Origin of the sequence: Pseudomonas sp. ERMR1:02, from assembly GCF_002277815.1 — a bacterium.
In the GTDB taxonomy this organism is placed as follows: Bacteria; Pseudomonadota; Gammaproteobacteria; order Pseudomonadales; family Pseudomonadaceae; genus Aquipseudomonas.
The window spans coordinates 1-25,006 of sequence record NZ_NKJI01000026.1 but is presented as its reverse complement, the minus strand read 5'-3'; the positions used below and the strand labels follow the sequence as shown (position 1 = coordinate 25,006).

The 25,006-nt window shown below is 59.1% G+C and carries 18 protein-coding genes and 4 pseudogenes; 9 read left to right on the top strand and 13 right to left on the bottom strand.

Features of this window, described 5'->3' with window-relative positions:
* Positions 1 to 94: 94 nt before the first annotated feature.
* The 6 genes and pseudogenes from CES87_RS28905 to CES87_RS34670 all read right to left on the bottom strand — a co-directional run bounded on the left by CES87_RS28905 (position 95) and on the right by CES87_RS34670 (position 7,595).
* Complete coding sequence (locus CES87_RS28905) at positions 95 to 970, bottom strand: LysR substrate-binding domain-containing protein (RefSeq protein WP_128608785.1); 876 nt, start codon at positions 968 to 970, stop codon at positions 95 to 97.
* Between the two features lie 193 nt (positions 971 to 1,163).
* Positions 1,164 to 2,345, bottom strand: coding sequence for a hypothetical protein (locus tag CES87_RS28900; protein ID WP_128608784.1), 1,182 nt, complete (start codon positions 2,343 to 2,345; stop codon positions 1,164 to 1,166).
* Positions 2,346 to 2,431: 86 nt separating this feature from the next.
* On the bottom strand, positions 2,432 to 4,090 hold the full coding sequence (locus CES87_RS28895) for an ABC transporter ATP-binding protein (protein WP_128608783.1): 1,659 nt from the start codon (positions 4,088 to 4,090) through the stop codon (positions 2,432 to 2,434).
* Between the two features lie 2 nt (positions 4,091 to 4,092).
* Positions 4,093 to 4,928: pseudogene (locus CES87_RS28890) on the bottom strand (ABC transporter permease).
* Positions 4,925 to 5,878 (bottom strand): ABC transporter permease, encoded by a 954-nt coding sequence (locus CES87_RS28885; RefSeq protein ID WP_128608782.1) that lies wholly within the window; start codon positions 5,876 to 5,878, stop codon positions 4,925 to 4,927. The pseudogene CES87_RS28890 and the gene CES87_RS28885 overlap by 4 nt, the downstream one beginning before the upstream one ends.
* A gap of 76 nt (positions 5,879 to 5,954) precedes the next feature.
* Positions 5,955 to 7,595: pseudogene (locus CES87_RS34670) on the bottom strand (ABC transporter substrate-binding protein).
* Positions 7,596 to 7,885: 290 nt separating this feature from the next.
* Between CES87_RS34670 and CES87_RS28875 the strand changes: the two are divergent.
* The 6 genes and pseudogenes from CES87_RS28875 to CES87_RS28845 all read left to right on the top strand — a co-directional run bounded on the left by CES87_RS28875 (position 7,886) and on the right by CES87_RS28845 (position 15,422).
* Positions 7,886 to 8,824, top strand: a complete 939-nt coding sequence (locus tag CES87_RS28875) for a LysR substrate-binding domain-containing protein (protein WP_128608781.1) — start codon at positions 7,886 to 7,888, stop codon at positions 8,822 to 8,824.
* Between the two features lie 225 nt (positions 8,825 to 9,049).
* The gene (gene aldA / locus CES87_RS28865; protein ID WP_128608780.1) at positions 9,050 to 10,474 is read left to right on the top strand and encodes an aldehyde dehydrogenase; all 1,425 of its coding nucleotides are present in this window, start codon (positions 9,050 to 9,052) and stop codon (positions 10,472 to 10,474) included.
* 81 nt (positions 10,475 to 10,555) lie between these two features.
* Positions 10,556 to 11,886 (top strand): annotated as a pseudogene (locus CES87_RS28860) (nitrate/nitrite transporter).
* Between the two features lies 1 nt (position 11,887).
* Positions 11,888 to 13,103: pseudogene (locus tag CES87_RS28855) on the top strand (mandelate racemase/muconate lactonizing enzyme family protein).
* 184 nt (positions 13,104 to 13,287) lie between these two features.
* Positions 13,288 to 14,901, top strand: coding sequence for a GMC family oxidoreductase (locus CES87_RS28850; protein WP_128608779.1), 1,614 nt, complete (start codon positions 13,288 to 13,290; stop codon positions 14,899 to 14,901).
* 113 nt (positions 14,902 to 15,014) lie between these two features.
* Positions 15,015 to 15,422 carry a response regulator gene (locus CES87_RS28845; protein ID WP_128608778.1) on the top strand — a complete coding sequence of 136 codons (408 nt, stop codon included), beginning with the start codon at positions 15,015 to 15,017 and terminating at the stop codon, positions 15,420 to 15,422.
* 199 nt (positions 15,423 to 15,621) lie between these two features.
* On the opposite strand, the gene CES87_RS28840 is transcribed toward CES87_RS28845, so the two are convergent.
* Both CES87_RS28840 and CES87_RS28835 read right to left on the bottom strand, forming a co-directional pair.
* Positions 15,622 to 16,281 (bottom strand): isoprenylcysteine carboxylmethyltransferase family protein, encoded by a 660-nt coding sequence (locus CES87_RS28840; RefSeq protein WP_128608777.1) that lies wholly within the window; start codon positions 16,279 to 16,281, stop codon positions 15,622 to 15,624.
* A gap of 155 nt (positions 16,282 to 16,436) precedes the next feature.
* The gene (locus tag CES87_RS28835; protein WP_128608776.1) at positions 16,437 to 17,378 is read right to left on the bottom strand and encodes a GlxA family transcriptional regulator; all 942 of its coding nucleotides are present in this window, start codon (positions 17,376 to 17,378) and stop codon (positions 16,437 to 16,439) included.
* 124 nt (positions 17,379 to 17,502) lie between these two features.
* On the opposite strand from CES87_RS28835, the gene CES87_RS28830 reads away from it, so the two are divergent.
* Together CES87_RS28830 and CES87_RS28820 are read left to right on the top strand one after the other, a co-directional pair.
* Positions 17,503 to 18,294 (top strand): SDR family oxidoreductase, encoded by a 792-nt coding sequence (locus tag CES87_RS28830; RefSeq protein WP_128608775.1) that lies wholly within the window; start codon positions 17,503 to 17,505, stop codon positions 18,292 to 18,294.
* Positions 18,295 to 18,530: 236 nt separating this feature from the next.
* Positions 18,531 to 19,439 (top strand): pyridoxal-phosphate dependent enzyme, encoded by a 909-nt coding sequence (locus CES87_RS28820; RefSeq protein ID WP_128608773.1) that lies wholly within the window; start codon positions 18,531 to 18,533, stop codon positions 19,437 to 19,439.
* Between the two features lie 86 nt (positions 19,440 to 19,525).
* On the opposite strand, the gene CES87_RS28815 is transcribed toward CES87_RS28820, so the two are convergent.
* Positions 19,526 to 19,846 (bottom strand): DUF2388 domain-containing protein, encoded by a 321-nt coding sequence (locus tag CES87_RS28815; protein ID WP_128608772.1) that lies wholly within the window; start codon positions 19,844 to 19,846, stop codon positions 19,526 to 19,528.
* 179 nt (positions 19,847 to 20,025) lie between these two features.
* Here CES87_RS28815 and CES87_RS28810 point away from each other — a divergent pair, with 179 nt between their 5' ends.
* Positions 20,026 to 20,619 carry a DinB family protein gene (locus CES87_RS28810; RefSeq protein ID WP_128608771.1) on the top strand — a complete coding sequence of 198 codons (594 nt, stop codon included), beginning with the start codon at positions 20,026 to 20,028 and terminating at the stop codon, positions 20,617 to 20,619.
* Here CES87_RS28810 and CES87_RS28805 read toward each other — a convergent pair.
* From CES87_RS28805 to CES87_RS28785, 4 genes are all read right to left on the bottom strand, one after another.
* A complete protein-coding gene (locus CES87_RS28805) occupies positions 20,540 to 21,460 on the bottom strand; it encodes a LysR substrate-binding domain-containing protein (RefSeq protein WP_128608770.1) in 921 nt (306 codons plus the stop codon). The two genes, CES87_RS28810 and CES87_RS28805, sit on opposite strands and share 80 nt — an antisense overlap.
* A 279-nt stretch (positions 21,461 to 21,739) precedes the next feature.
* Complete coding sequence (locus tag CES87_RS28800; RefSeq protein WP_128608769.1) at positions 21,740 to 22,807, bottom strand: RHS repeat-associated core domain-containing protein; 1,068 nt, start codon at positions 22,805 to 22,807, stop codon at positions 21,740 to 21,742.
* A 506-nt stretch (positions 22,808 to 23,313) separates the two neighbouring features.
* The gene (locus tag CES87_RS34665) at positions 23,314 to 24,231 is read right to left on the bottom strand and encodes an RHS repeat-associated core domain-containing protein (protein ID WP_371858278.1); all 918 of its coding nucleotides are present in this window, start codon (positions 24,229 to 24,231) and stop codon (positions 23,314 to 23,316) included.
* A 453-nt stretch (positions 24,232 to 24,684) separates the two neighbouring features.
* A partial coding sequence (locus CES87_RS28785) for a CoA transferase (protein WP_178081498.1) occupies positions 24,685 to 25,006 on the bottom strand: 322 nt, incomplete at its 5' end.

Below are 25,006 nucleotides of genomic sequence, written 5' to 3'. Positions count from 1 at the left end.
GATGAGCCAGAGCGCGCCACGGGGTGCCAGGTGCTCAGCGTTATCGTTGACGACCATCGCGAGCAGGCTCGCTCCTACAGGGGGCAAAGTTGCTTCAAGGATTGCTGACCAGCTCCAGCCACTCGGTAAACAACCGTACCTTCGACAACCCCCATTTGTCGTTCGCCACATCCAGCCAATAGCCATACGGCCCGATCACTTCCACCGGGGTGATTGGCACGAGGCTGCCATTGGCCAGTTCCTTTTCGATCATCTGCCGGTCGATCACGGCTAATCCGCCACCCGCCAGTGCGGTGTGGATCACCTGGTCCAGGGTGCTGAATTCCAGCCCTTGTTCTGCATCGACGTCCTCCCGGCCCATCGCGGTCAGCCAGTTTTCCCAGACCTTCAAGCGCTTGCCGTTATGCAGGATGTGCAGCAATGGAAACTGACGCAGGTCCGGCGGCTGCTCGCCGTTGAACAGCTCCGGGCTGGCGACGGCGATATGACGTTCCATCACCAGCAACTGACTGTGGCAATGACCGGCCGCTTCGAGGCCGAAGCGGATGTGGCAGTCGATTTCCGCGAGGCTTTCATGGCCCATCTGGTTGGTCACGCTAAGACTGATGTCGGGGTAGCGCTGGACGAATGCGCGCAGATGAGCCGACAGCCAACGGGTCGCCCAGGTCGGCGGTGCGACGATCCTCAGGCGCTGACGCAGGTTGGGCACACGCACCGCTTGCAGGGCGCGTTCGAGGTGGTCGAAGGCGTCGCTTAGTTGTGGGGAGAGGGCGAGACCGGCTTCGGTCAGTGACAGGCCTTGTGGCGTACGGATGAACAGCGCCACGCCGAGATAGTCTTCGAGTTGCTTGATCTGTCGGCTCACCGCACCTTGGGTGACGTTCAATCCAAGGGCTGCCTGGCTGAAACTACGGTGCCGCGCGACCTCTTCGAAGACGCGCAGCATGTTGAGCGAGGGCAGTTGACGCATGGGAGGGGGCTCGTTTATTGTTTTTTTAGAGTGCTTTGTGGTGCCTATCTGACTATTGGCAAGGAGCCGATGCAAGTGTTGTTTGGGCAAACGCCTTCGCGGGCAAGCCTCGCTCCTACAGGGGGGGCAAAAATCCCCTGTAGGAGCGAGGCTTGCCCGCGAAGGCGTCCTCAAGAACGCCAAATATTCGGGATCAGAAGTAATACCCAATGTTCATGTACAGCTGATTCTCCCAATGATCCGTCCCGCCAGCCCCCAGGCTCTGGGTATAGCTGCTGCCACCAATGTACGGGTCGTTCTTGCCGTACAGCCATTCGGTGTAGACCCACAATTTGCTGACTGCGAACGAGGTGCCGAAGATCATCCGTTGTGAGGTCTTGAACTCGTCGGCGGATTTGTCGAATGCGCTGTAGTTGGCATACAGCTTCACATCGCTGATCTGATCGAACAGGTACTTGCCGCCAACGTCGTAGCTCAGGTCCGCCACGTACAGATTGCCGCGACTGGCGACGTTGTAGGTGCCGTCGTAACCGCCGAGGGTCACCAGTTCGTCGCTACCGGGGTTGCGCGGTGACATCTGCTGGCGCGCCGCCTGCAACTGCACGCCCCACGGGCCGTTCTTGCCCAGGTAATGCACCGCCACGGCATTGCGCCGGCCATCGTTGTTGGTGTCCTTGTTCTCAAGGGACGAGGTCAGGCCCGACACGCCGACTTCGGACTTCCACGGGCCCAGGTCCAGAGCCTTGGCGACGCGCAGCACCACGGTGTTGCGTTCCTGGTTATTACTGCCGTCGGTGACATAGCTGTCAGCCTCGGACACTACGCTTGAGTAGGTCACGCCGTTGCTGGTGCCTTTACCCTGCCACGCGGGGCGCAGGTAGTAGCCGGCCTGGACGTTCCAGTCGCCGCTTTGCTGGATGTACTTGGCACCGATCTGTTGGACGTCTTCCAGGCCGATGACGTTGCCCAGGGTTTCGTAGAAGGTGCTGCCGAAGTACGGCTGCAGGCCGAACGGTACTGTGTTCAGGCCTACCTGTACCTGCTGGTCGGGGTTGAACTTGTAGCCGGCCCACGCGAACTTGGCGAATTGGATATCGCCGTAGTTCTTGGTGTACTTGTAAGGATAAGAGCGTCCGTAGAACCGGTACTGGGCGTCACCGATCCAGGTGTCAGAGTTGTACTTGGCGCTGAGGAACACAGTGTCCAGGCCGAAGCTCTGGATGTCACGATCCGGGTCGTAATCCCAGCGGGCACGAACGGCGCCGCCGAGGTCGAGGTTGTCGGTGACCTGGATCGCCATGGCGGGTGCAGCGAAGGCACCAAACAGTGCGATCGAAGCGATGGAACTGATAGCGCGAGGGGTGGATGTGCGCAAAGTCTTACTCCCTGTTTCTGATTATTGTTGGCAACAGCAGCCCGGGCCGCAGCAAACGCTGCGGCATGGGGAAAGGGTTGTGCGGGTCAGTTGGCTTGAGGTCTGATCAGCCTCAGTGGTTGTTCCGGGACGGGCGCCACCGGTATCGCCGAAGCGCCAGGAGCCGCAGCCAGCAGGGTCTGGGTGTAGGTGTTTTGTGGGCGCAGCAACACCTGTTCCGCCGTGCCGTATTCCACCACTTCACCCTGGCGCATCACCGCGATGTAGTCGCTGATCTGCGCCGCGACCCGCAGGTCGTGGGTGATGAACAAAATGCTCAGGTTCAGTCGTTGTTGCAGCTGCGCGAGTAACTCCAGAACCTGTTTCTGCACCGAGACATCGAGCGCCGAAACGCTTTCGTCGGCGATCAACACTTCAGGGCGCATCGCCAGTGCCCTGGCAATGCCGATGCGTTGGCGCTGACCTCCGGAAAACTGTCGGGGCTTGCGCTTGAGCGCGTCACGTTTGAGCCCGACCTGCTCCAGCAAGTCGCCAGCCTCGGTCCAGGCATCTTTGGCGGACAGCCCGCGCAGTTGCGCGGCACGGGCGATGATGTCGCCAACCCGGTGGCGCGGATTGAGCGAGCCGTAAGGGTCCTGGAAAATCATCTGGATGCGTCGCCGATTGGCCGCCAGCGCCCCGCCGCGTAAGGCTAGGAAGTCGGTGTCACCGACCCAGACGTGACCGCTGTCGCTGTCCACCAGGCGAATCGCGGCCTTTACCAGGGTGCTCTTGCCCGAGCCGGACTCACCGACAATCGCCAGGGTCTTGCCCCGTGGCAGCTGCAGCGAGACATCCTTGAGCGCGGCCACCGAACGGCCACCGACGTTGTAGGTTTTGTTCAAGTGCTCGATGCGTAACGCCAGCTCAGAGTCGGCGCTGGGCTTGTGCAGTTCCGGGTGCAGCGCTGGCACGGCGGCAATCAGTTTGCGTGTATAGGGGTGTACCGGGGCGTTGAGCACCTGGTCGCGTAAGCCGATTTCCACCAGGCGTCCACCTTCCATCACGGCGATGCGGTCGGCGATCTCCGCGACCACACCGAAGTCGTGGGTGATAAACAGAATCCCGTGCTGGCCACGCCCGCGTAGTTCGCGCACCAGTTTGAGTACTTGCGCCTGGGTGGTTACGTCGAGGGCAGTGGTCGGTTCGTCAGCGATTAACAGATCGGGGTTCATGGCCAGGGCCATGGCAATCACCACACGCTGGCATTGGCCACCGGAGAGCTGGTGGGGAAAGCTGTTGGCAATCCGTGGTGGGTCGGGCAAGTGGGTTGAATCGAGCAGCGCGAGCATGCGTTCACGACGCTCGGCGGCGGGCATTTGCGGTGCATGAATGTCGAAGATTTCCTCGACTTGCTGGCCGATGCGGATCGCCGGATTGAGGGCCGCCATGGGCTCCTGGAAAATCATCGCGATGCGGTTGCCGCGCAGTTTGCGCAAGGTGTCTTCTGGCATGCGGCAAATGTCGTCGCCCAGGAAATCGATCACCCCTTCGCTATGCCGCAGGCCTTTGGCGTAGTCGCCCATGATCGCTGCCGACAGCACCGATTTGCCCGAGCCAGACTCGCCGATCACGCAGAGGATTTCTCCCTTGCGCACATCCAGGCTGATGCCTTGTACGGCGTGGCTACGGTCGGCGCCGGTCGGCAGTTCGATGGAGAGGTTCTCCACGCGCAGCACTTGTTGCAGGTTCTGTAGGTTGCTCATGCTCAGCTCCTTGCGCCTTTCTGCGCGTGTTCGTCCAGACCGTCCGCCAGCAGGCTCAGGCCCAGCATCAGGGTGGAGATGGCAATGCACGGGAAGATCACCAGGTGCGGGAAGGCGATGGCCATGCTGCGACCTTCGTTGATCATGCCGCCCCAGTCCGGGGTCGGCGGTGGCAGACCGAGGCCGAGGAAATCGAGGGCGCCGATCATGATCGCGGTGTAGCCGATGCGCAGGCAGAAATCGACGATCAGCGGCCCGCCACAGTTGGGCAGGATTTCCACCAGCATGATGCGCAGCGAACCTTCGCCCTGGGTGATGGCGCTGAGCACGTAGTCGCGCGAACGGATGTCGATGGTCAGTGCGCGCATGATGCGAAAGATCGCCGGGGCACTGGTGAAGGTCACCGCGATCAGGATGTTCAGCGCCGAAGCGCCGAGGGCGATGATGATCACGATGTACAGCACCAGCACCGGGAACGACAGCACGGTGTCGGCGACGTACGACAGAAAGGCATCGACCTTGCCGTTGAAATAGCCGGCGCACAAGCCCATGGCAATGCCCACGGCGAACGCGGTCAGCGTGGCGAGGATCGACCAGAACAGCACGGTGCGAGTGCCCCAGATCAGCCGCGAAAGAATGTCCCGGCCAATCACATCGGTGCCCAGCAGGAAGCTCTGGCCGTCGGGATCAGCGGTCATTGGCGTGAGCAGCGGGCTGAAGCTGGCCAGCGGATCATGGGGCGCCAGCCACGGCGCAAACGCCGCGACCAGCACCCAGCCGCCCACCAGCAGCAAGCCGAGCAACGCCAGGGGTGTTTGAACGATTGCAGGAAGCTCATTGGCCACCTCCGCCAAGACTGCGCAGGGTGATGCGCGGGTTGAGCCAGGTGTAGGCCAGGTCGGAAAAGATTTTCGTCGCGCCGACCACTGCGCCGCTGATCATCGCGCAGGCTTCGATCAGGTAGACGTCGTGGTTCAGGGACGCGGTGTAGAGCAACGAGCCGAAGCCTTTGTAGGCGAAGAACACCTCGACCACGATCACGTTCGACAGCAGCCACGGGATGTACAGCATGATCACCGTGATGGGTGCGATGAGTACGTTGCGCAGGGCATGGCGCAGCACGATGCGTGAAGTCGACGCACCCTTGAGGCGAGCGGTGCGGATGTACGGCGCCTGCATCACTTCGACCATCGAGGCGCGGGTGATCCGCGCCAGGTAACCGATGCCGAACAGGCACAGCACCATCAGCGGCAGCGCCAACTCGGCCGCGTTGAAACCATCGCTCATGCTGCTCACGCCCGGCAGCCAGTTGAGCCAGAACACGAAGATCGCCGAGACGAACACCGCGCTGGCGAAGTCCGGGATCGAGGTGGTGACGATCGACAGGAACGACACTAAACGGTCAACCACCGAGCCCTGGCGAATACCGGCCAGAATGCCCAGGGTCAACGCCACCGGCACCATCACCAGCAACGCCAGCCCGGCGAGGATCAGGGTTTGCGCCAGGTTAGGCAGCAGCAGGTTGATCACCGGTTCGCGAAAGTGCACCGAAGTGCCCCAGTCGCCAGTGACGAAATCCTTCAGCCATACCAGATAGCGCCACAGGAACGGTTGGTTGTAGCCATGTTCCAGCAGCCAGGCGGCACGCTGGTCGGCGGCGGAGTAGGGGCCAAGGACGTTGATCGCTACGTCCTCGATATTCAGTTCGAGGGCGACGAACACGATCAGCGACACCGACAACAGGGTCGCGATCAGCGCGAGTAATTTGCGTAACAGAAATTCAGCCATGCTTGCAGGCTCCGGCTAATCATAGGATGCCGGCCCGCCGCACCGGTCGGTGGGCGAGCGCGTGTGGGGCTGCGCGTCAGGCGCTCAACCAGACTTCATCCATTGGGTAAAAGTCCGAAGGGTGAACCTTGAAGCCCTGGACTTTCTTGCTGGTGGCGGTGAATTTGTCAGCCCAGAACGGCTGCACCATCACCGCGGCGTCCTGCAGGATGCGCTCTACGTCCTGCATCGCCAGGGCGCGTTGCTTGGGATCGATAATGCCCATGGCCTTGTCCAGCGCGGCGTCGAATGCCGGGTCGCTGTAGTGGCTTTCGTTCCAGGCAGCGCCGCTGCGGTAGGCCAGCTCCAAAGACATCACGCCCAACGGACGGTGTGCCCAGTAGGTGAGGCTGAACGCGGCTTTGTCCCAGATCGGCCAGTACTGGGTGGCCGGGATCACCTTGAGGTTGATGCGGATGCCAGCCTCCAGGCAGTTCTGTTGCAGGATCTGCGCGCAGTCCTGTTCGTAGCGACCCTGGGTGTTGCCAACAATCAGGTCAATGTCGATGCCATTGGCGTAACCGGCTTCGGCCAGCAGTTTTTTCGCTCCGGCGACATCTCGTTCGCGCCTGGGCAGCGGCGAATACTCCGGGTGGGAGGGTGCGACGTGATGGTCTTCGCCGAGGGTGCCCATGCCGCGATAGGCGATCTTCAGCATCTGCGCGTTGTCGGCGCACATCACCACGGCTTTGCGGATGCGTACATCGGTGAACGGCTTTTGGTCGCAGGCCATACGCATGACCACGGTTTGCGCCGACTTGCAGCTGAGCAACTGTGCGCCGGCAAGCGCTTGGCCAGGTCCAGTTCGGCCACGGTCACGCGGTACAGCACGTCGACCTGGCCTGCCTGCAATGCCGCCAGATGGGTGGAATGTCGGTGCCCATGTCGACGTAGCGTAGCTCGTCGAGATTGGCCGGCTTGCGCCAGTAATCGGCGCGTTTGGCGAAGGTGGCCTGCTTGTTGACCGAGAAGGAAACCAGGTTGAACGGCCCGGTGCCGATGGGGTTTTTGGTCCAGTCGTCACCGGCCTTGAAGCTGCGGTGCACCAGCGTGCAGGTGAACGCGCTGAGCATTTCCGGCACGGCCAGGATCGGGCGCTTGAGCACCAGGCGGAACTGGTACGGGCCGACTTTTTCGAAGGCTGCGATGTCCTGGAACGCGGTGCGGTTGACCGACTTGGAGCCAGCAGCTATCCAGCGATTGATGTTGTGCTCGACATCATCGCTGGTGAACTCGTCGCCGTTGCTCCACTTGACACCCTGGCGCAGATTGAAGGTCCAGACCTTGAGGTCTTCGGACGGGCTCCAGCTTTCGGCGAGGTAGGGGTGGGTAATGTTGTCGGCGTCCACCCAGGTCAAAATTCCAGGGAATTGCGCAGCAGGTTCGAGGCTTCGATCCAGGTGATCAGCATCGGGTCCTGGATTTCCTGGATGGCGCAGGCAAAGCGCAGGCTGCCGCCCTGACGTGGTGGTTGTTCTTGGGCGGCGAAAGCCGAATCGCTCAGCAGTGCCGAGCCCATGAAGGTGCTGGCGCTGGCGACGGTGACGCCGAGCAGGGCGGCGGTACGCAGGAATTGCCGGCGATTGATCTCGCCGCTTTTGACTTGGTGGCACAGGTCATTTACCGCCGGGTGCGGTGCATTGCCGTCCAGCGTTTTCAACTCGTCGAGATGGGGCATGGGGCAGCTCTCATGTTGTTTTTATTTGAGATGGCCGCAGTTTTCTTATCCGGACAAAGATCGACAAACGATAAATTCAGCGTTTAAACGTTCGATAAATGCAAGTTACTGGCGAGTGGCTATGGCGGCGCCCGATTTAGACGGGTTGAGCGCGAGCCCGATCTCGCACAGGAGGCGGTCGGGGCGAGCGGGAAATTGTCCTACACAACACAAAAATGCACGTTACTCAGGAAAAATCCTACAAAGAGTGGGATGCTTTGCATCTGGTCAGCCTTCCACGAGTGCCTTTCATGAAACGCAAAATGCCCGGCCTGAACGCCCTCAAAGCCTTCGAAGTAGCCGGCAGTACCGGCAGCTTCACCCGTGCCGCCGAGTTGCTCAATGTCACCCAGAGCGCCGTCAGCCGCCAGGTTCGCCAGCTTGAGGAGCAGTTGGGCGAAAACCTGTTGGAGCGACGTCATCACCACCTCGACCTGACCAGCGCCGGCCGCGTGTTGTTGCGGGCGCTGCACCAGTCGTTCGACAAGATCGAGCTGACGGTGCGCAGTATCCAGCAGAAAACTCACTCCAATCGCCTGCACATCAACGCACCACCGACCTTCACCAGCCGCTGGCTGATGCCGCGCCTGGGGCGACTGCGCGAGCAGCACCCGGACCTGGAGCTGAGTATCACCACGCGCTTGCAGGACAGCCTGGCGGAAACCAGCACGCTGGACTGCGCGATCCGTTTCGGCGATGGAGAATGGGACGGCTTGGACAGTTCGTTGTTGATCCAGGAGCGGCATATCGCGGTGTGCGCGCCGTCCTTGTATTCGCGAGAGTGGAGCGAGCAAGGCGTCGACCTCAATAGACTGACGCTGCTGCATGTCCTGGCCCGGGAAGACCAACGCTACCTGACCTGGAAGCATTGGCTGGACGCGGCACGGATCACCGGTGTCGACACCCAGGGCGGCTACGAATTCGACTTGCTCGACCTGGCGATTCGCGCGGCCACTGACGGTTTGGGTATCACCATCGCCGATTGGCACATGGTCGCCTCGGAGCTGGCCAGCGGGCAATTGACCCAGGTGCTGAATGTGCATGTCGACGGGCATCAATCCTACTGGCTGGTGACCCGGCCTGAGCAGACCGAGATGCCGCAGTTGCAGGTGTTCAGCCAGTGGTTGCAAGAGGAAATCTGGTTGGCGCAGCGGCAACTGCAGCCTTCCACAGCCACCACGTCCCTGTAGGAGCGAGCCCGCTCGCGATGGTCGTCAACGATAACGCTGGGTATCTGATGCCCCGCGGGGTTCTCGGGTTCATCGCGAGCAGGCTCGCTCCTACAGGGGGGGGGCGTGCGTTTTTGAGGTAACCTGCATTTTTCGAATGTTTCATCGCGCAATAAATCGTTTGTTCAACGCCGGGCAGATGCCAAGACTGCTCGGACTGGATAAAAACAACGATGGGCGATTCACATGCGACTCGAGCGAAACTTTGTTAATGGGCAATTCATTGAGCCGGCCAGCGCTGCGCTGATCGCAGTCTATAACCCGGCGACCGAAGAACAGATCGGCCAGGTTTGTGCAGCTAATACCGATGAAGCCACGGCTGCCGTCGACGCGGCCGCAAAGGCGCAGAAGGTCTGGGGCAAACTCACCAGCATCGAGCGCGCCGAACATCTGCGAGCCTTCGCCGATGCCCTTGAAGCCCGCGCCGAGCAGATCGGTGAAGCCCTGGCCGCCGAGTCCGGCAAGAGCGTCAGCGACGCCAGCAACGAAGCCCGTTACGCCGCGCAAATCACCCGCTACCACGCCGAATGGGCGCGCCGTATCGAAGGCGAGATCATTCCCAGCGACACGCCGAACGAAAACCTGTTCCTGCACCGCGAACCGATTGGCGTGGTCGCTTGCCTGATTCCGTTCAATTACCCGGTCTACACCTTGCTGCGCAAAATCGCCCCGGCGCTGATTGCCGGCAACACGGTAGTGGTTCGTCCGAGCAACAACACGCCGACTTCGGCGTTCGAAATCGCCAAGGCCGTGCAGCAATCCGGCATGCCGGCGGGCGTGATCAACATCCTGACCATGGACCACGCCACCGCCGCCGCTGTCTGCACCCATAAGGCCGTGGGTTTGATCACCCTGACCGGCAGCGTCAACGCCGGCCGCATCGTGCTCGATTACTGCAAGGCCAATATCGCCAAGCCGTCCCTGGAGCTGGGCGGCAAGACCCCGGCGATCATCGAAGCCGATGCCGATCTTGAAGCCGCCGCCACCGCTATCGTGGCCTCCAAGACCACCCACTGCGGTCAGTTGTGCACGGCGGTCGAGCGGGTCTATGTGCAGGAAAGCGTCTACGACAAATTCCTCGGCCTGCTGAAAGAAAAAATCAGTGCCGTGCAGTTCGGCGACCGCGTCACCGACGCCAGCCTCATGGGGCCGTTGGTCAACGCCAGTTCCCGGCAGAACATCCACGCCATGGTCGAACGCGCCATCGCCGACGGCGCGGTATTGGAAACCGGCGGATTTATCCCGCAAGGCAAGGGGCATTTCTATCCGCCGACCCTGCTCAGCGGTTGCCGTCAGGACATGGAAATCATCCAGGAAGAAATCTTCGGCCCGGTGCTGCCGATACTTAAATACCGCGACATCGACGAAGCCCTGGCCATGGCCAACGACCACCAGTTCGGCCTGTCCTCGGTGCTCTACACCGAGAACTACCGCACCACGATGAAAGTCGCCAGCGCCATCGAGGCCGGCGAGTTGTACGTCAATCGCACCCCGGCCGACCCGTATCAGGGTTTTCATGCCGGCTGGAAACGCTCGGGCCTGGGCGGCGATGACGGCAAGCACGGCATGCTCGAATTCACCCAGACCCGTTTGGTTGTCATGAAGTATTGATCCATCTGCAACACGCCTACGCTTCAAACATAAAAACAATTATCAGAGCGCCCGGGCCACCGGGCGCCAGAGGTCTGCTCAATGTCCAAGCAAGCATCCACTGCTGCTGTTCAGGGTTCCAATTCGGCTGAGAAAAGCCACAGTGACAAGGGAAGTCGCTATTTCCAACTGATGCTGCTGGTGCTTGCCGCCGGTGCGATCTATCCGATCCTGTACCTGCGCCAGGTCTACCAGACCACCATGCTCGAAGTGTTCCAGATCAACCACAGCGAGCTGGTTATCTGTACTCGATGCTCGGTACGATTTTCCTCCTGAGTTACTTGCCGAGCGGTTGGCTGGCGGACCGTATCGCGCCGCGTTTCCTGATTTTGTTTTCGCTGGTCGCAACCGGCGCGTTGGGCCTGTGGTACTCCACCGCACCTTCGATGACCGGTCTGATGATCATCTTCGGTTGCTGGGGCCTGACCACCGGTTTGACCTTCTGGGCCTCGGTACTCAAGCGCGTGAAGATGATCGCCCATCACACCGAACAAGGACGGTTCTTCGGTGTCCTCGACGGCGGTCGCGGGCTGGTGGAAGCCTTGCTGGCGACGGTTGCCCTGGGCCTGTTCGCCTTCGCCACCGAAACCCGGGGCGAGTCGGCGGCTGAAGGTTTCAAGCATGTGGTCTACCTGTATGCCTTCACCTGTATCGCCATCGGCTGTGTGCTGGTGCTGATCAAGGATCCGAAGTCGATGGAAGACACCGCGCCGGTGGAGAAGGGCAAGTACAACCTGCTCAGTGACCTGGCGACACTGGTGAAGATCCCTGAGCTGTGGCTGGTCACTGCCATTGTGTTCTGCGGGTATCACATCTTCTGGGCCACCTACAGCTTCTCCGATTACCTGCAGGGCGGCGGCATGACCGCAGTCATGGCTGGCACCATCACCACCATCAAATTGTGGATGCGTCCTATCGGCGGCATCGGCGGTGGTTGGCTGGGTGACAAGTTCTCCAACATCTCGGTACTGGTCGTCGCGTTGTTCCTCGCGACCCTGGCGATGGTCGGCCTGATCGTGTTCCCGGCACTTAATAGTATGGGCCTGCTGATCGGCACGGTGATTTTCATCGGTCTGATGACCTACGCCATTCGTGGCCTGTACTGGGCGATCCTCGACACCTGCAACATTCCACTACGCATCACCGGTCTGGCCATCGGCATTGTCTCGGTGGTCGGTTACCTGCCCGACGCGTTCATTCCGTTGATCAACGGCTACCTCACCGAGCATTTCCCCGGCGCCTTTGGTTACAAGCTGTATTTCGGCTACATCGCTTTCGTCGGCCTGCTCGGGACCTTCGCGGCCCTGACCCTGCGCGCACGCATTAATCGTAAATCACTGAACAAGACATCTTTGAACAAGGCAGGTGCCTGAGATGAAAATCGTCGCCCTTGAAACCCACATTGTTGCCGTACCACCGCCGCACATCGGCGGCATGTACTGGCTGTTCGTCAAGATCAAGACCGATTGCGGCATCGAAGGCGTGGGCGAGATTTACGCCGCGACGTTCGGCCCCAAGGCCATGCTGCCGATCATCGAAGACGTGTTCGAACGCTACCTGTTAAACCAGGACCCGCACCACATCGAGCGTTTTTTCCGTCAGGCCTATTCGAGCGGTTTCACCCAGCGTCCGGACCTGACCATGATGGGTGTGGTCAGCGGCCTGGAAATGGCCTGCTGGGACATCATCGGCAAAGCGGCGAACAAGCCGGTGTACGAGTTGCTCGGCGGCAAGGTCAACGAACGCCTGCGTTCCTACACCTACCTGTATCCGGTCAACAGCAAAGGCGAATACGACTACGACGACCCGGACCTGGCCGCCGAGTGCGCGATCGAGAACATGAACAAGGGCTTCACCGCCGTAAAGTTTGACCCGGCGGGGCCGTACACCGCGTACTCCGGGCATCAGATCTCACTGGAAGTTCTGGAGCGCTGCGAAACCTTCTGCCGCAAGATTCGCGAAGCGGTGGGCGACAAGTGCGATTTGCTGTTCGGCACCCACGGACAAATGGTGCCGTCGTCGGCCATTCGTCTGGCCAAGCGTCTGGAAAATACGACCCGCTGTGGTTCGAAGAACCGGTGCCGCCAGGCCAGGAAGAGGCCATGGCGCAAGTCGCGGCCAAGACCAGCATCCCGATTGCCACGGGTGAGCGCCTGACCACCAAGTATGAGTTCTTCAAGCTGCTGCAGGCCGGCGGTGCGTCGATCCTGCAAATGAACGTCGCCCGCTGCGGCGGTCTGCTGGAAGCGAAGAAGATCGCCAGCATGGCCGAGGCCTACTACGCACAGATCGCGCCGCATCTCTACAACGGGCCGATTGGCGCTGCGGCGAGTTTCCAGTTGGCCACCTGCACGCCGAACTTCCTGATCCAGGAAAGCATCATGACCTGGGCGGTTTCCATGCCGAGGTCCTGACCAAGCCGTTGCAGTGGGAGGACGGCTACATCATCCCGTCCACCGAGCCGGGCCTTGGTGTCGAGCTGAACATGGACGTGGTGCGCAAGCATTCGCCGTACACCGGTTCACGCCTGCACCTGCAAATGGCGTCGACCCCGGCTGACGTCAAAGACACATCGCCGGCCAGGGGCTGACGGGATTTTTGCCCATGACGGGAAATGTCCACTGTAGGAGCGAGCCTGCTCGCGATGGTCGTCAACGATGACGCTGTGAGCCTGATTTCCCGCAGCGCCCTCGAGTTCATCGCGAGCAGGCTCGCTCCTACAGGGGTATGACCGATTTCGGTTTTTTGTATAACGACTTAAGCGGTAACCGTGAATGACATACGACTACATCATCGCTGGCGCTGGCGCCGCAGGCTGCGTTCTGGCCAATCGCCTCTCGGCCTCCGGAAAACACACGGTGCTGCTGCTGGAAGCGGGCGGAAAGGACAGTTCCCTGTGGTTCAAGATCCCGGTCGGCTTCGCCAAAATGTATTACAACCCGACCTTCAACTGGATGTACTACAGCCAGCCGCAAAAGCAGCTGGGCAACCGTGAAATCTACGCCCCGCGCGGTAAGGTGCAGGGTGGTTCGGGTTCGATCAACGCGATGATCTACGTGCGCGGCCAGGCCCACGATTTCGACGACTGGGCGGCCGACGGCAACGACGGCTGGGGCTTTTCGGACGTGCTGCCGTACTTCCGCAAACTGGAAAACCACCCGCTAGGCGATAGCGAATACCACGGCGCGAGCGGCCCGATCAGCATCACCCCGATGAAGGGCCAGACCCATCCGATCTGCGACGTGTTCCTCAAGGGTTGCGGTGAGCTGGGCTATCCGCTGAGCGAGGACTTCAACGGGCCGACGTTCGAAGGCGCGGGGATCTACGACGTCAACACTCGCGACGGCCAGCGTTGCTCCAGCAGCTTTGCCCATCTGCATCCGGCGTTGAGCCGGCCAAACCTGACCGTCGAGCATTACGCGCTGGTCGATCGTGTGCTGTTCGACGACGAGCAACAGCGCGCCACCGGAATTTCCATTACCCAGCACGGCGTGGTACGCACCTTTACCGCGAATAAGGAAGTGATTCTCTGCACCGGCGCCGTGGACACGCCGAAGATTCTGCAATTGTCCGGCGTCGCCGACCAGACGCTGCTGGCCAAACACAACATCCCGCTGGTCAAGCACCTGCCGGCGGTGGGCCAGAACCTGCAGGATCACCTGTGCGCCAGTTACTACTACAAGGCCAATATCCCGACGCTCAATGACCAGCTCAGTTCGCTGTTCGGCCAATTCAAGCTCGGCCTGAAATACCTGTTAACCCGTAAAGGCGCGCTGGCCATGAGCGTCAATCAGGCGGGGGGATTCTTCCGTGGCAACGCGCAGCAAGCCAACCCGAACCTGCAGTTGTACTTCAACCCCCTGTCGTACCAGATCCCCAAAAACAACAAGGCCAGCCTCAAGCCTGAGCCGTATTCAGGTTTCCTGTTGTGCTTCAACCCGTGCCGGCCCACCAGTCGTGGACACATCGAAATCGCCTCGAAAAACCCTCGGGACGCGGCGCTGATCGACCCCAACTACCTGAGCACCCAGAAGGACATCGATGAGGTGATCCAGGGCAGCCGCTTGATGCGCAAGATCATGGATGCACCGGCGCTCAAGGGCATCACCGTCGAAGAAGTGCTGCCAGGCCCGGTGGTCGAGACCGACGAGCAGATGTTGCAGTACTTCCGTGAAAACAGCGGTTCGATCTATCACCTGTGCGGTTCCTGCGCCATGGGCGCGGATGAGCAGAAGTCAGTGGTGGACAAGCGCCTCAAGGTGCATGGCCTGGACGGTTTGCGCATCGTCGATGCGTCGATTTTTCCCAACGTGACCTCCGGCAATACTCATGCCGCGGTGCTGATGGTGGCGGAGAAGGGCGCCGATCTGATTTTGCAGGACGCCTGATTTCGTCCTATCCCTGTAGAAAAGATGAATTTCCGTCGACGCCGCTGCTCATACCTGTAGGTAGCGGATTAGAGCCCGCGAAATCATCGTTGCAAACAGGGAGCGGCAAGGTCATGAGTGGAGTACCGACGGCGAGTGGAGATCTTCCGTGCGGGTTGATTCTGGTGGTAGAAGACGACCCGTTGATTCTGGAATTTCTCTGTGAAATTCTTCAGGAAGAAGGCTATGTGGTGCAACCGCAGACCAATGCGGACGCCGCATCGTTGTACTTGCAGCACCATGCACCGGAGGTCGGGTTGTTGCTGACGGACATCACCATGCCTGGCACGCTCAACGGCGCGGACCTGGCCAACCTGTTCGGCGATCACTGGCCGGAAAAGCCGATCATGATCATGTCCGGCTTCGAAACCCCGGAAAGCTCCGGCGTGCGGCACGACGTCTCGTTCATCAAGAAACCCTGGGCATTGGGGCAGTTGCTGGATTGCGTGCAAAGCGCCCTGAAATCGCCGCGAACCCTGTAGGAGCTGGCTTGCCAGCGAAGGCGTCCGTTCATTCGATGCATGGCTTTCGGACCTCTTCGCTGGCAAGCCAGCTCCTACAGGGATCGTGTGCATTCCTCAAGACTCCCGCCGACAGGAATGCTTTCGAGGATGCAACGGTGGGAATACTCGCGGCGCAGGCGGCGGGGGTCCCTACGGGGTTTCGGGAATGCCAGACAGTTCAGTAGATCCCGGGAATCAGCCGCCAGCTCCTGGCGCAATAAGCCTCATATTCACCCCCGAACTGCGCCCGCAACAACGCCTCTTCGGAATGAATCCGCGCAATCAGCGGAATCAGCGTCAACGCCGCCAGCAACAGCCCCACCCCCGAGCGAAACGCCAGCGCCCAACCCACGCCGATGACCAGCATCCCCAGATAACTGGGATTGCGCAGATTGCGATAGATGCCGTCGGTGACCAGGCGATGCCCCGGTTGAATCGCCACCAGTCCACTGAAACGCTTGCCCAGCACGAACACCGGCCACATTCGCAGCGCGCCGCCGATGATGAACAGCAATGCCCCGAGCCAACGCGTGCCTTCGCCACCGAGGGTCCAGAAATCGATACGGTCGGTGTAAGCCGGCAAATACCCGCTCAACAAGCCGATCGCCGCGAAAACCGTGATCACCCAGCGATTGTCCCGGTCTTCACGTACACCGGAACTCAGATTGACCTCGGAAAACAGCGAAACGATGGCCATGACCAGCGTTGCCAGCGCCACAACTACCAGCGCGGCATGTGAGAAAAAAGCGCCAAAGCCACCCAACCCCCAAATGGCCAGACCGAGGTAGGCGAGGGTGCTGACGATGGCAAAAAACGCCAGTTTGGCCGAGATTTTCATAACTCCTCCATCAATACAGTGTAGGAGCTGCCGAAGGCTGCGATCTTTTGATCTTGATCGTTCCCGCGCTCCGCGTGGGAATGCCTCAAGGGACGCTCCGCGTCCAGTGACGCGGAGCGTCACGGGCTGCATTCCCACGCAGAGCGTGGGAACGATCAAACGTCGGATCTTGCGCTACGCCGAATCACCTGCGGCGGTTGCCCGAACGCCCGCAGGAACGCTTCGCGCATGCGGCGGCGGTCGCTGAAGCCGGTTTCCAGGGCGATCTGATCAAGCGTCAGGCGCCCGCGTTCGAGCATTTGCCGTGCCGCTTCCAGGCGCAGGTTTTCGATGGCCTTGGCCGGCGATTGTCCGGTTTCAGCGCGAAAGGCGCGGCTGAACTGCCTTGGGCTGAGGCGGGCCACATCTGCCAGTTGTTCCACCGACAGCGCCTGGGCCAGGTGTTCCCGGGCATAGCCGAGTACGGTTTGAATGCGGTCCGATTTCGGCTCCAGCTCCAGCAGCGCCGAGTGTTGCGACTGGCCGCCGGATCGGCGGTGGTACATCACCAGTTTCTGCGCCACGGAACGGGCGAGATCGGCACCGTGGTCCTTTTCGACCATGGCCAGCGCCAGGTCGATGCCGGCGGTCATCCCGGCAGACGTCCAGATCGAATCGTCAATCACGTAGATGCGGTCGGCTTCCACCTTGATCGACGGAAAGCGTTCCTGCAATTGCCGCGCATAGGCCCAGTGCGTGGTTGCCCGCCGTCCGTCGAGCAAACCGGCCTGGGCCATGACGAAGGCGCCAGAGCAGATCGACGCCGTGCGCCGCGAGGTTTTGACGCTGGCACGCAAGTAATCGAGTACCGCTTCGGACGCCTGTTCGAGGATGGCATCACCACCGACCACGATGACCGTATCGATCACCCGTTCATCGAACGCCTCAGTGCCGACCGTCAACCCGCCGGAGGCGCGCAGCGTGCGGCCGTCCTCGGACAGCACGCGCACCTCGTACAGCGCTTCGCCGGCGCTGAAGTTGGCGTACTCGAACACCGGCATCGCCGCCAGCGCCATGGACTGGAAACCCTCGAAAACCACAAACGCCACGCTGATCATCGCTATGTCCTCAAACGGTCATGTCCGAAAAACGTACTTTAAACGTCATTTGCGACGCGTGTCAGTCCATTTATAACGGCTCACACCCGGCGAATATCTCGCCTCACCGTAAAGGAAACTGAACATGGCGCTTTCATCCAAAGGTACTGCATTGATCACCGGCGCCTCGTCGGGCATTGGCGCGGTGTATGCCGACCGTCTTGCCCGTCAGGGTTACGACCTGATTCTGGTGGCGCGCAGCCAGGCAAAACTCAATGCCCTGGCCAACCGCTTGAGCGACGAAACCGGGCGCAACGTGGAAGTGGTTGCCGCTGATTTGAAAGACAAGGCTGACTTGCTGCGGATCGAACAGATTCTGCGCTCCGACGCGAGCATCACCCTGCTGGTCAATAACGCCGGGGTCGGCGCGGTCATGCCGCTGCTCGGCAGTCCCGTGGATGATATGCAAGACATGATCACCCTCAACATCACCGCGCTGACGCGTCTGGCTTACGCGGTGGCGCCCGGTTTCGTGGCTCGCGGCAACGGGACGGTGATCAACATTGCCTCGATCGTCGCCTTCGCCCCGGAAGTCCTCAACGGCGTGTACGGCGGGACCAAGGCGTTTGTCCTGGCCTTGAGCCAGTCGATGCACCGCGAACTGACCGACAAAGGCGTGCGCATCCAGGCTGTGTTGCCGGGCGCCACCGCCACGGACTTCTGGACTGAGGCCGGTCACCCGGTCGAAAACCTGCCGAAGGAAATCGTGATGTCCGCCGAAGACATGGTCGATGCCGCGCTGGTGGGGTTGGCCAACGGGGAAGTGGTGACCATTCCGAGCCTGCATGACGGCGCACAGTGGGACCAATACGAAGCCCAGCGCCAAGTGCTTTGCGGGTTGTTCGGCAACTCCACGGCGGCACCGCGTTACCGTTAAATCAATGGTGTTCTAGCGGTCGCCTTCACTGTAGGAGCGAGCTTGCTCGCGATGGTCGTGAACGATAACGCGTAAAACCAGATGCGCAGCGGTGTCTTTGGGTTTTTCGCGAGCGAGCTCGCTCCTACAGTGATGGGGTCATCAGCGACGCCGCATGAACTAAGCTTGAAAAAGCACCGTTCACCGCTGACCCGTGGAAAACTCGATGGGCCAACGGCGTGCAACAGGAGCCCAAAATGCTTCACATCAGAACGCCCTTGATCCTGCATCCAGACCTGTCGACTCCATCGCGCCGAATCTGGCTCAAACTGGAAAACCTGCAACCCAGCGGCTCCTTCAAGCTGCGCGGCATCGGGCTTTTGTGCAGCCAGGCGGCAGCGCAGGGTAAGCGCAAGGTGATCTGTCCTTCTGGCGGCAACGCCGGGTTCGCCACCGCCGTGGCCGCCGCCCGGCTGGGGTTGAAGGCCTGCATCGTGGTACCACACACGACGCCTGAATCCACCCGCGCCAGGATCAAGAAAACCGGTGCCGAGGTGATCGTCCATGGCAAGGTCTGGGACGAGGCCAATATACGAGCGAAGGAGTTGGCGCAAGGCGTGGACACCGAATACGTGCCCGCCTTCGACCATCCGGTGCTGTGGGAAGGGCACAGCACGATGATCGATGAAATTCTAGAGGATTGTCCGCAGGTCGATGCGCTGGTGACGTCGGTGGGGGGCGGTGGTTTGCTGGCGGGAATTCTCACCGGACTGATCCGCCACAATCGCATGGACTGCCGGATCATCGCGTGTGAAACACAGGGTTCAGCGTCTTTCGCCGCCGCTGTCAGTGCCGGACATCCGGTCAAGTTCCCCCGGATCGATACGGTCGCCAGGTCGCTCGGCGCCTCTCTGGTGGCTGCGTGGCCGGTACAACACATTCTCGATTTTCCCCACGAGTTGGTCATTCTCAGCGACGAGGAAGCGATCATGGGCGTGGTGCGTTACGCCAGCGACTTGCGCCAATTGGTCGAGCCCGCCTGCGGTGTTTCGCTGGCAATCGCCTACCTGGACCACCCGTCTATCGCCGAAGCACACGACGTGGTGATAGTGGTATGTGGCGGGGTCAGCATCAGCGCTCAACTGGTCGCTGGCTGGGCTCGTTGAAACACAAGCCACGATGAACCTGAAGCATGGCAGGGCCGCAAACGCTTTTCACGTGTCACGAGCCCCACTGCTGAGGTTGGCGTGGCCTATTGATCTGCGGCAACACCGTCCTGGACGAGGATGGCGCGGGCCAGGTCTTCGTCGCTTGCGTTGTTGAGTTCGGGATGATTCTGCCGCAGCTGCTGGAGTACTGACTCCAGGTACGCGCCGCGGATCGTGCCGCCACTGGCGACGAAGCTGGAGGCGTCGTCTCGGGCGGGAATCATCAATTTGTGGTTCTTGAACGTTGAGTACAAAGAAGCGGAAACGCCGGCCGATGTGGCAACATCCTCCGCGTTCACTTTGGCCATGGCAGAGCCGAAGGGTAAACACAGCAGCAGGGAAGAAACGAGAATCAGACGGCGCATGATGGTGTCCTCTGAAAGCGTGCAGCAAAAAGTAAGCACCTTGTATTTTTTGGATGCACGGCGGTCGTCAGGAGTTCCCCAGTCGAAGTGCGCGTTCTTACCGATGATCAGCGCCCGCGCCGCTGCTCGCAGATAGCGCTATCCTTGGAAGATGTGCTCTTCGCCATCGGAGACTTCTGATGATCAACGTACGCACTGCCCGCATGCTCGCCGATTACAAACAATGGGCTAACCGGCGCCTCTTCGATAACCTGGCGCAACTGCCACCGGGCGAAGTCGAAAAAGAACGCGCCGGCATTTTCAAGAACATGATCGGCACACTGAACCACATCTATGTAGTGGACTGTCTCTGGCAGGCCCACCTCGAAGGCCGAGGGCACGGCTTTACAACTTCCCATGATCTGATCTATCCCGCATTGGCAGACCTGCGCTCGGCGCAACAGAATGTCGATCATTGGTACTGCGACTGGGCGGCCCGGCAAACCGATGCCTCGCTGGACAGGCCCGTGCGGTTCACCTTCATTTCCGGGGAAAGCGGCACCATGAGCGCTGGTGCGATGCTGTTGCATGTGGTCAACCACTCCGGTTATCACAGGGGTTGGATAATCCAGATGTACTTCGAAATCCCGGCCATGCCGCCCATGACCGACCTGCCGATCTATCTACGCGAGACCGACCCGAAATTCCATTCGCTCAATGCCCCGGCAGTGGAGCCGACATGTGCTCCGCTATTCGCGAGCGCAACCAACGTTCTGCCGGATCGTTATCGTTGACGCCGTTCCAGACCATGGACAGTTCGGACAGGTTGATCTCAAACGGCGCGTCGTCGGCACGTAACTGGTCGCTACCTTCGATCAGCGCACTCGCCGCGTAATCCGGCACGGTGGCGAGCATATCGGTGCCGGCGAGCAGGGCGCGCAAGCCGGAAAATTGCGGCACCGCCAAAACTACCCGGCGCGAACGACCGATGCGTGCTAGATCGGTGTCGATCGCACCGGTCAAATCGCCGGAAAAAGACACCAACGCGTGCGGACGTTCGCAGAACTCATCCAGGGTCAGGGTGCCGGGCCGGTCATCACCGCGCAGGATCTTCACGCTCAAGTCCCGCAGCTTCTTGCGCTTGGCATTGGCCGGCAACTCGGTGGTGTAGCTGATCCCAACGGAAATCTCCCCGGTGGCGAGCATCGACGACATCAACAAGTAATTCACCCGCCGCACGACCACCACGACGTTCTGCGCCTCTTCGCGTATCTGCTTGAGCAACGGCGGAAACAGGCCGAACTCGGCGTCGTCGGACAGGCCAATGCGAAAAACATCGCGGCTGGTTGAAGGGTCGAAATCCTTGGCCCGGCTGACCGCGCCGGAAATGGTGTCCATCGCTGGTTTCAATTCCTGGAGAATCGCCAGAGCCCGCTGAGTCGGCTCCAGCACCCGGCCGTTGCGTACCAGCAGCGGGTCATCGAACAAATCCCGCAACCGCGCCAGCGCCGCGCTTACGGCGGGTTGGCCGAGGAATAGCTTTTCCCCGGCCCGGGTCAGGTTTTTTTCGAACATCAGGGTTTCGAAAATCACCAACAGGTTCATGTCCACGCGGCGCAGGTCGTTGCGGTTCATGGTGGGACTCTCGCAGGGTGCAGAAGCTCTTTAGTAAAGCACCAAACCAGCATTGATAGTGATGGCGTGAAAAGGTCAACTACGGCGCCAATTTTTTATCTGTTGTTCAGAACCGTAGAACACGACCATAGGGGAGAGAAAAGGACTCTCATCGACGGAAGGTTTTATTGAAAAACAGACTGCGCACCCTCTCTACATTTGCAACGGCCCTAGATGACAAGGGAGTTTCATAAGGTCTAGGGCTGATAGTTTTCCTTTGAAAACCAGCATCTCTTATTACTAAGCTGTGTAAATATGCTCTTTTGCAACAATTTCCCTATAGTTCCATATGCCAAACTTTCCATTTGGGTTTGTACGATAAATACTTACAGATCTTGATACCAAGTAATCTTCGCCTGGCTTCAACCTGTCAAAATTTTCGGTATAGACACCAAGCACCTTAGGTTGTCCAAATCTAGAGTTCGACGGTCCATAAGGGTCTGCTACACGAAAGGAGAACTCCTCAGCAATATCTCGCGTCCCGAAATAAAACCCGTCACCAAGCATCATGTTGGTACTTTTCCCCATGAACTTTGGATCAAGACCAGCCATCAAACTACCACTATAGTTGCTGCTGGTTCCATGATGTCCAATTAAGTCCCAGTCAGTGAGTTGATCATCTGACGGTGACGCAGTTAGAAGCGATGGCGATGAGTGTCTTCGCGCAGGTGACCTGCCATTGAAACTTGGTGTGCGATGTATTGACGTGCTACTGGCTGCGGATTTTTTAGACTTTATGAGGTTTCCAAAAAAAGTCTTAATCGCTTTAAACGGGTTATGCCCATTTTGGTCGATTAGGTTGACAGGGTCCAACAAACAATATGCATACGAGTTTAACCCCCCTTTAGCAAATGGACTCCAGCTGTCGGGACTATTAAATCGCATCAATATTGGGTTGAACGCTCTGTACCCGTTCCCCAATAAATAATGCCCGGTCACCGGATCGGCACGTTCGCCATTGAACCCCAGTAGGCTGGTTAACCCACTTTCGGCTGAGCGATATCCGTAGAGTGTGTAGACAATTTGCTGCCGCTGCTGATCGCCACTGAGCGACTGCAATACCGAGCGTTGCGTATCAGTGGCCAGTAATGTGGTACCGACTTCGCCTTCCTGGCGTAGTTGCTGTGCCAACAACTGGTCGCCATGCTGGAAAATTAAGTGGTGCAGTGCACCCTGTATCTCGGTGGCCAATCGGCTTTTACAGTAAAAACGCTGACGCTCCGGGTTACCCGGCACTGTGTGGCTGGTCGATCGATCCAGGGGATCATAGCGATAACGGCAAAGCACGGTTTGGGGTAGAAGTTGCATCGCACGCGTTCCAAGAGTTAGCAGTACTGGCAGCCAGTATTGGCGGTTTCGCGGAGGGTGTGAACTATCAGAACTGCTAGGTTTGCCTTGTATCTGTCCTCACCGAAATCCTGTAGGAGCGAGCCTGCTCGCGAAAAACCCGAGGGCGCCGCAGGGTATCTGTTTTTACGCGTAATCGTTGACGACCTTCGCGAGCAGGCTCGCTCCTACAGTTTTGGGCGGTGTCAGCTTTGGTTGGGATGACTCAAAACCCGTAGGAGCACGGCTTGCCGGTGATGGCGTCTGTGAAATTGCCATCGCGAGCAAGCTTTGCTCCTACGAGATTGGTGTTGGCTTTACTTGGTCGGGTCGAGTTGGTCCAGCGCGCGGTTTACCGCCAGCTCGCCGAGCATGATGACTTAGGTGATGCCCAGCAGGGTGTTGCGGCTGGTTCTTTCGGTACGGTCGGCCAAATCCATGGTCATTACATCGGGGTGAACGTCCAGGGCGAACGTTGTTGCGATTTGCTACGTGGAGGCCCTTAGCCTGTTAACTTCGTCGAGTAATCGAGGCCTCAATGGGGCGTTTTCCATTAGTAAGTTATAATAAAATTGAGCGGCTTGTCGTAATCTTGGAGTGGCTTGCTTTGATAATAACTCTAAGCGATCAAAGTCTATTGTAGATAATTTGATGTCAGCGTCTGTAATCGATCGTTCCCAAGACATATCTATGACCTCCATAAAATCCTTCCGGCCAGGGAGGTTGATTATATCTATGATTCTCTTTGGTGCTCCCTCAGGTGAAATGTTTTTAGTGCGTATAGTCTCACCTGCTAATGATTGTAAATTTGGTGTTTCAAGTTTTTTTTGATGATTTGAGATTAGTAAATTTCGGTGGTTGTTTCTTGTTTTTTCATAAAATTCTTTTATGTGTTGGATGCGCGCTTGTGGGGGTAAGCTTAGAGCATTTGCAGCTTGTCTTCTAAGCTTTTTAAGTTGAGTCAATATGTTTGCCGCTGTCTTAAATGAGAGGTGTCCATTGGGGTCTAGCCTATTAATTGGATCTCCCAAGCAATATGTATATGCATTCAAACCACCCTTTTCAAATGGGCTCAAACTGTCTGGACTATTAAACCGCATCAACCATGGATTAAACGCGCGATACCCATTTCCCAACAGATAATTGCTCGTCACCGAATCCAGCCGTTCGCCGTTAAACCCCAGCAAACTGGTCAAATCGTTTTCGGCATGTCGATAACCATACGGTGTATAGGCAATGGGTCGACGCGGATGATTGGCCTTGAGCGTCTGCAATACCGAGCGTTGCATGTCGGTGGCTAATAAAGTTGTGTCGAGTGCACCACCCTCGCTTTGCTGTTCCGCCAGCAACCGCTCGCCCTGCTGGAAAATTGAATAGTGCAGTGCACCCTGTATCTCGGTGGCCAATCGCCTTTACAGTAAAAACGCTGACGCTCCGTGTTACCCGGCAGTGTGTGGCTGGTCAATCGATCCAGGGGATCATAGCCATAACGGCAGAGCACGGTTTGGGGTAGAGGGTGCATCGCACGCGCTCCGAGAGTTAGCAGTACTGGCAGCCAGTATTGGCGGTTTTGCGCAGGGTGGGAACTATCAGAACTGCTAGGGGTGCGATGTATTTGTTCTCACTGAAACTCTGTAGGAGCGAGCTTGCTCGCGAAGAACCAGAGGGCGCCGTTGGGCATCTGGTTTTACGCGTTATCGTTCACGACCTTCGCGAGCAAGCTCGCTCCTACAGATTTGGGCTTTGAAATCATTGGTTATGGCGACACAAAATCTGTAGGAGCACGGCTTGCCCGCGATGGCGTTCTTGAGAGCGCTATCGCGAGCAAGCTTTGCTCCTACAGGTTGGGTGTTGGCCGTTCAGGCCAAGGTTTGCTCCGGGCAGCGCATAGCGTTAGACGCTAGCAGGGCTTCGATTTCTTCTTCGGAAAAGGCAAATTCCCGCAACACCTTCCGCGAATGCTCGCCATTCCCCGGTGCTGGTGCATAAGGCACTTGCGCCGCCTCCAAACGGTTGATCGGAAACCCAGGCACCCTCACCACCCCATGCTGCGGGTGATGCAGATCCACCAGCATGCCGTTGCTGGCGATTTGCGGATCGGCCAGCACGTCGTTGTAGTCGCTGACCTTCGAGCAGAGGATGTCGGCCTCGCGCAGTACCAGCAGCCAATGGACGACGGGC